This window comes from Mesorhizobium sp. M1C.F.Ca.ET.210.01.1.1 (genome assembly GCF_004791585.1).
In the GTDB taxonomy this organism is placed as follows: domain Bacteria; phylum Pseudomonadota; class Alphaproteobacteria; order Rhizobiales; family Rhizobiaceae; genus Mesorhizobium.
Genome location: NZ_SRUU01000010.1, coordinates 214,531 through 220,655 on the forward strand (window position 1 = coordinate 214,531; position 6,125 = coordinate 220,655).

The 6,125-nt window shown below is 62.4% G+C and carries 8 protein-coding genes; 5 read left to right on the forward strand and 3 right to left on the reverse strand.

Going from position 1 to position 6,125, the window contains the following annotated elements; genetic code table 11:
- Positions 1 to 41 precede the first annotated feature (41 nt).
- The 3 genes from rpsI to EN853_RS14235 all read right to left on the reverse strand — a co-directional run bounded on the left by rpsI (position 42) and on the right by EN853_RS14235 (position 1,674).
- Positions 42 to 518 carry a 30S ribosomal protein S9 gene (gene rpsI / locus EN853_RS14225; RefSeq protein ID WP_040969232.1) on the reverse strand — a complete coding sequence of 159 codons (477 nt, stop codon included), beginning with the start codon at positions 516 to 518 and terminating at the stop codon, positions 42 to 44.
- On the reverse strand, positions 518 to 982 hold the full coding sequence (rplM, locus tag EN853_RS14230) for a 50S ribosomal protein L13 (protein ID WP_059184834.1): 465 nt from the start codon (positions 980 to 982) through the stop codon (positions 518 to 520). The genes rpsI and rplM overlap by 1 nt, the downstream gene beginning before the upstream one ends.
- 227 nt (positions 983 to 1,209) lie before the next feature.
- Positions 1,210 to 1,674, reverse strand: coding sequence for a PaaI family thioesterase (locus tag EN853_RS14235; protein WP_127860390.1), 465 nt, complete (start codon positions 1,672 to 1,674; stop codon positions 1,210 to 1,212).
- Positions 1,675 to 1,827: 153 nt separating this feature from the next.
- Here EN853_RS14235 and EN853_RS14240 point away from each other — a divergent pair, with 153 nt between their 5' ends.
- From EN853_RS14240 to EN853_RS14260, 5 genes are all read left to right on the forward strand, one after another.
- Positions 1,828 to 2,649 (forward strand): enoyl-CoA hydratase, encoded by an 822-nt coding sequence (locus tag EN853_RS14240; protein ID WP_127860406.1) that lies wholly within the window; start codon positions 1,828 to 1,830, stop codon positions 2,647 to 2,649.
- Between the two features lie 45 nt (positions 2,650 to 2,694).
- Positions 2,695 to 3,471, forward strand: a complete 777-nt coding sequence (locus EN853_RS14245) for an AAA family ATPase (protein WP_127860391.1) — start codon at positions 2,695 to 2,697, stop codon at positions 3,469 to 3,471.
- Complete coding sequence (locus EN853_RS14250) at positions 3,468 to 3,989, forward strand: CoA-binding protein (protein ID WP_127860392.1); 522 nt, start codon at positions 3,468 to 3,470, stop codon at positions 3,987 to 3,989. The genes EN853_RS14245 and EN853_RS14250 overlap by 4 nt, the downstream gene beginning before the upstream one ends.
- Before the next feature lie 160 nt (positions 3,990 to 4,149).
- Positions 4,150 to 5,430: an O-acetylhomoserine aminocarboxypropyltransferase gene (locus EN853_RS14255; RefSeq protein ID WP_127860393.1), complete on the forward strand. Its 1,281-nt coding sequence runs from the start codon at positions 4,150 to 4,152 to the stop codon at positions 5,428 to 5,430.
- 4 nt (positions 5,431 to 5,434) lie between these two features.
- The gene (locus tag EN853_RS14260; protein ID WP_127860394.1) at positions 5,435 to 5,779 is read left to right on the forward strand and encodes a cupin domain-containing protein; all 345 of its coding nucleotides are present in this window, start codon (positions 5,435 to 5,437) and stop codon (positions 5,777 to 5,779) included.
- Positions 5,780 to 6,125: the final 346 nt, after the last annotated feature.

Below are 6,125 nucleotides of genomic sequence, written 5' to 3' on the forward strand. Positions count from 1 at the left end.
GCCCGGAGGCGGCCTTTCGAAAAGCTTGGAACTCGTAAAGCTTAGCGCTTCGAGAACTGGAAGCTGCGGCGGGCCTTTGCCTTGCCGTACTTCTTGCGCTCGACGACGCGGCTGTCGCGGGTCAGGAAGCCGCCCTTCTTGAGCACGGAGCGCAGCGCCGGCTCGTAGTAGGTCAGCGCCTTGGAGATGCCGTGACGCACGGCGCCCGCCTGGCCGGAGAGGCCGCCGCCGATGACGGTGGCGACGATGTCGTACTGGCCGGCGCGGTTGGCGGCGACGATCGGCTGGTTGAGGATCATCTGCAGTACCGGACGCGCGAAATAGGTCGCGAATTCCTTGTCGTTGACAGTGATCTTGCCGGAACCCGGCTTCACCCAGACGCGCGCGATGGCGTTCTTGCGCTTGCCGGTGGCATAGGCGCGGCCCGACTTGTCGAGCTTCTGGACGTGGACGGGCGCGGCAGGCTGCGCGGCGGCAGTGACAGTCCCGAGTTCTGCGAGCGAGGAAAGCTCAGCCATTACGAGGCCCTCTTGTTCTTGGAGTTCAGCTTGGCCACGTCGAGCGTGACGGGCTGCTGGGCGGCGTGCGGATGCTCGGCGCCTGCATAGACGCGGAGATTCTTCATTTGGCGGCGGCCAAGCGGGCCGCGCGGGATCATGCGCTCGACGGCCTTCTCGACGACGCGCTCTGGGAAGCGGCCCTCGAGTAGCTGGCGCGCGGTGCGCTCCTTGATGCCGCCGGGGTGCCCGGTGTGCCAGTAGTAGACCTTGTCGGTGTATTTCTTGCCGGTGAACACCACCTTGTCGGCATTGATGACGATGACGTTGTCGCCATCATCGACATGCGGGGTGAAGGTGGGCTTGTGCTTGCCGCGCAGATGGTTGGCGATGACAGTGGCGAGGCGGCCGACGACGAGACCTTCGGCGTCGATCAGCACCCACTTCTTCACCACATCCGCAGGCTTCTGCGAAAAGGTAGCCATGGTTTTGCTCTCAGGTTTGACCTTCTCCTCCGCGAAGGAGCAGGAAGGCGTTTCTTGTTGCTTGGATTGACGAGGGCGCTGCCGCCGTCCGCCAATAACAAAACGGCGGCCGTAGCGGGCCGCTGCTTCGGGTCGGCTTATAGGCGAGGGTGCTGTAGGCGTCAAGCCGGCGAGAAACTCTCTTGGCGTCGAAAATAAAGCAAAAACAATTAGTTGATTAAGCGGTATTATTTTACCGCATCGCTTGCTCGCTTCGGCGGGATCGAATAGGTGCCTGTGGCATGCGCCACGGTGTGCCCGTCCCGGCCGGCGACGATGTCGATGTCGAACACCATTAGGCTTTTCCCGAGCTTCAGGATGCGGCAATGGCCGTCGATCGGCCCGGCCTCGGCCTTGCGGACAAAATTGATGTCGAGGTTGACCGTCACCGAAAGCGCGTCCGGTCCGGCGTGGCTGAGCACGCAGACATAACCGCCGATGTCGGCCAGCGTGAATAGCGACGGACCGGAAACCGTGCCGCCCGGGCGCAGGTGCCGTTCGTCGGCATTGAGGCGAACCGTGCAGCCGCCTGGAAACACGTCCAGCGCCTCATAGGATGTGAGCCGGTCGTTGAGCTGCGGGTACACGCTTGCCATCAGTGCATTGACTTCGGCCGCGTTGAGCATTGGCTTCAGATTGCTTTGGGCAGGCATGCGCCGCGTCCTATATGAGATGGCAAGCTCCGGGCATGCGCCTGGACCAAACGGTGCGACGGAGAAAACACGTCTCGCGGCTTTTCTTCAACCGGCAGCGTGTTAGTTCTGTTGTTCCATGGTCTGCGAGTGCCGATCGAGAGGTTCATGAAAGTGGCCGAAGTCGTTGCCATCAAGTCCGCCGTCGCCGACGGCCCCGTTCTCGCCAGCCGGGATAAGGGCGTTTTGCGGCTGACGCTCGCCAGCCCGCCGGCTAACGCGCTCTCGCTGGCGACGATGGCGGCGCTGCAGGCCGAACTCGACCGGGTGAAGGAAGACAAGTCCGTTCGTGTCATCATCCTGGCGGCGTCCGGAAAGGTGTTCTGCGCCGGCCACGACCTCAAGGAAATGACCGCGCACCGCGCCGATCCCGACCGCGGCAGGGCCTTTTTCGAAAAGACTTTCGCTGCCTGTGCGGGCCTGATGCAGACGATTGTGCGCCACCCGAAGCCGGTGATCGCAGAGGTCGATGGCCTGGCCACCGCCGCCGGCCTGCAGCTCGTCGCAAGTTGCGATCTTGCGATTGCCTCCCATGAGGCGACCTTCTGCACGCCTGGCGTCAACATCGGTCTGTTCTGCTCGACGCCGATGGTGGCGCTGTCGCGCAACGTCTCGCGCAAGCAGGCGATGGAGATGCTTCTGACCGGCGAGACGATCGATGCGGCGACGGCCAGGGAATTCGGCCTCGTCAACCGTATCGTGCCGCGCGAATATCTAAATCAGGTTGTCAACAAATACGCGCAAACCATTGCGTCCAAATCATCTTTGGTGGTCAAGGTCGGCAAGGAAGCGTTCTACGCGCAGGCCGAGATGGGGCTTGCCGACGCCTATGCCTATGCCGGCAGGGTGATGGTGGAAAACATGCTGGCGCGCGACGCCGAGGAAGGCATCGGCGCCTTCATCGGCAAGCGCAAGCCGGAATGGACCGACGAATAACTGACCCGGGATGCAGCCGCGTTTTTCCATCGTTGAGGGTTCGACGTGGCTAGCCGCAGGCAACTGACGCGGCTGAAAGCGCCCTATCTCAAGCGCATCCTGCTTGAGCCGTCGCGGGTCGCGGATTGGGAAAAGTATCCCTGGAACCTGCCGATCTTTCGGGACCGTGAATTCGAGTTCGAGTTCACGAGCGCCATCACCATCATCGTCGGCGAGAATGGCACCGGCAAATCGACGCTGCTCGAAGCGATCGGCGCATTAGCCGGCTATGACGAGGCCGGCGGCGGCAAGGGCTACATGCCTGTCGACCACTCCGGCGCTATCGACCGGAGCGGCGGAGCAATTGCCAACGCCCTACGCGCTCACTGGCTGCCGAAAGTCACCGCGGGCTGGTTCTTTCGCGCCGAGTCCTTCTATTCGGTGGCGCGCTATCTCGATCGTTCAGCTTTGGAAGCCGGCGCGGCGCCACCTGATTTCCTGTCTTGGTCGCATGGCGAAGGCTTCATTCGCTTTTTCGAGGAGCGCTGCAGCCGCCAGGGCATCTACATTCTCGACGAACCCGAAAGCGCGCTCTCGCCGACACGCCAGATCGAACTGATCAAGCTCCTGCAGCGGATGGATCGATCCGGCATCGCGCAGGTGATCATGGCCACGCATTCGCCGCTTTTGATGGCCTGCCCGAATGCGCGCCTCTTTCGCGTCAGCCGGTTCGGCCTCGATCCGACCGATTTTCAGGACACCGACCATTTTCGCATGATGCGCGACTTCTGCAGCGACCCGGCTGCCTTTCTCGCCGAAGCGCTGTATGAGGACGAGCCATGAATCATGACGCCTACGACAACACCTACATCGCCGGCATTCTGAACTCGGTGAAGACCATCGCCATGGTCGGCGCCTCGCCCAACGATGTGCGGCCGAGCTACTTCGTGCTGAAATATCTGCTTGCCAAGGGCTTTTCGGTGTTTCCGATCAATCCGGGCCATGCCGGCAAGGAGATCCTCGGCCGCACGGTCTATGCCAGCCTGGCGGACCTGCCTCAGCCGGTCGACATGATCGACATCTTTCGCGGCTCGCCAGCCATACCGGGCATCGTCGACCAAGTGCTGAAGCTCGATCCGCTGCCGAAGGTGATCTGGATGCAGCTTGGCGTGCGCAATGATGAGGCGGCCGCGCGCGCCGAGGCCGCCGGCATCAATGTGGTGATGAACCGCTGCCCGAAGATCGAATATGGGAAGCTGTCGGGCGAGATCGGCTGGACCGGCGTCAATTCCGGCGTGCTGTCGTCGAAGAAGCCTGTGATGCGGCAGGGCTTCCAGAGTTTTGGCGTTAGGCAGAAATAGGCCGGCTATCGGTTGCGCAAAGTTATTCCGGGAATAATTGGTTTTTCCCAGGCGTTCGTCGCAAATCGCAAGCCGAAAGGTATTTTCTTCTTTGCATTCACGACCGCGCTTCGCCAAGAATGCGCGGCGATTTTCGAAAGGCTTAGAGAGGGAGGCTTCGATGACACGTACGCCCGGTTTCAACACGCTCGCCGTTCACGCAGGCGCCAAGCCCGATCCGGCGACGGGCGCGCGCGCCACGCCGATCTACCAGACCACCTCCTATGTCTTCGACGATGCCGACCACGCCGCCTCGCTGTTCGGGCTGAAGGCCTTCGGCAACATCTACACCCGAATCATGAACCCGACCCAGGCGGTTCTGGAGGAGCGTCTCGCGGCTCTGGAAGGCGGGACGGCGGCGCTCGCCGTCGCCTCCGGCCATGCCGCGCAGGTGCTGGTCTTCCACAATCTGATGCAGCCCGGCGATAATTTCGTATCCGCGACAAAGCTCTATGGCGGTTCGATCAACCAGTTCGGCCACGCCTTCAAGAACTATGGCTGGGAGGTGCGTTGGGCCGATACCAACGACCCGTCGACGTTCGAGAGCCAGATCGACGACAGGACCAAGGCGATCTTCATCGAGAGCCTCGCCAATCCCGGCGGCATCTTCGTCGACATCGAGAAGATCGGCGACATCGCCCGCAGGCACGGCCTGCCGTTGATCGTCGACAACACGCTGGCCTCGCCCTATCTGGTGCGGCCGATCGAGCATGGCGCCGACATCGTGGTGCATTCGCTGACCAAGTTCATCGGCGGCCACGGCAACTCGATCGGCGGCGCCGTCGTCGATGGCGGCACCTTCGACTGGTCGAAGTCCGGCAAGTATCCGATGCTGTCCGAGCCGCGCCCCGAATATGGCGGCATCGTCCTGCACGAGACCTTCGGCAACTTCGCCTTTGCGATTGCCGCCCGCGTGCTCGGCCTGCGCGACCTCGGCCCGGCGATCTCGCCCTTCAACGCCTTCCTGATCCTGACCGGCCTGGAAACGCTGCCGCTGCGCATGCAGCGCCATTGCGACAACGCGGTGAGCGTCGCGGCCTGGCTTTCGAACCATCCGAAAGTCGCGTGGGTGAACTATCCAGGACTGCCGAGCGACAAGAACAACGCGCTGCAGAAGAAATATTCGCCGCAGGGCGCCGGCGCCGTGTTCACCTTCGGGCTCAAGGGCGGCTACGAGGCCGGCGTCAAGTTCGTCGAGGCGCTGGAGCTGTTCTCGCATCTGGCCAATGTCGGCGACACCAAGTCGCTGGTCATCCATCCGGCCTCGACCACGCATCGCCAGCTTTCCGACGAGCAGAAGATCAAGGCTGGCGCCGGGCCGGACACCGTCCGGCTGTCGATCGGCATCGAGGATGTCAACGACATCGTCGCCGATCTGGAGCAGGCGCTCAGCAAGGTTTGATCCGATGTCGGGCTTCCTTGCCGTGAATATCGAAGGCGTCGACCCGGAGGCCGGAGCGCCGGCCCCGGACCGGGTAATCTCAGGCGATCCCAAATTCCGCACCTGGAATGTCGAGGAACGGGGCGGCGACCTCTATGCCGGCATCTGGGAAGCGACGCCCGGCAAATGGCGGATCGTCTATGACGAGTGGGAGTTCTGCCACATCCTGTCCGGCGTCTCGGTGATTTCCGAGGATGGCGGCGAGGCGCGCACGGTCAGGGCCGGCGACAGCTTCGTGCTGCAGCCCGGCTTCAAGGGCACTTGGGAAGTGCTGGAGACGACCCGCAAGGAATATGTGATCAAGCTCTGAATGGGCTTCTGGTCAATCTCGCCGCGCGATGTCACCTGGGAGATTGGGCTGCTTCGTCATCCTTGGGCGTAGCGACGCAGCGCGGAGCGAAGACCCAAGGATCCATTCCGTGACCTCGGCGAAAGGTGCAAACGGAGCAGAATTCTGCACCGCTGCAACGCTTCAAAATCACGGCATGGCAACTGTGTTCATGCGAAGGCGGTTTTGTCGCGGATGATAGCATTGAGTGTGACGAGAAGCTTTCTGGCGACGGCCACGATTGCGAGTTTCTTCGAACCGGATCGAGCCGCGAGCGCGGTGTAGAAGGCTTTGAAGCGATCGTTGGCGCGAATGGCGCCCAGAGCAG

What these genes read in the sequence shown, in the direction of transcription:
- rpsI (WP_040969232.1), bottom strand. Translation starts at nt 518, where the DNA reads ATGGCTGAGCTTTCCTCGCTCGCAGAACTCGGGACTGTCACTGCCGCC.
- EN853_RS14255 (WP_127860393.1), top strand. Translation starts at nt 4,150, where the DNA reads ATGACACGTACGCCCGGTTTCAACACGCTCGCCGTTCACGCAGGCGCC.
- EN853_RS14235 (WP_127860390.1), bottom strand. Translation starts at nt 1,674, where the DNA reads ATGCCTGCCCAAAGCAATCTGAAGCCAATGCTCAACGCGGCCGAAGTC.
- EN853_RS14250 (WP_127860392.1), top strand. Translation starts at nt 3,468, where the DNA reads ATGAATCATGACGCCTACGACAACACCTACATCGCCGGCATTCTGAAC.
- EN853_RS14260 (WP_127860394.1), top strand. Translation starts at nt 5,435, where the DNA reads ATGTCGGGCTTCCTTGCCGTGAATATCGAAGGCGTCGACCCGGAGGCC.
- rplM (WP_059184834.1), bottom strand. Translation starts at nt 982, where the DNA reads ATGGCTACCTTTTCGCAGAAGCCTGCGGATGTGGTGAAGAAGTGGGTG.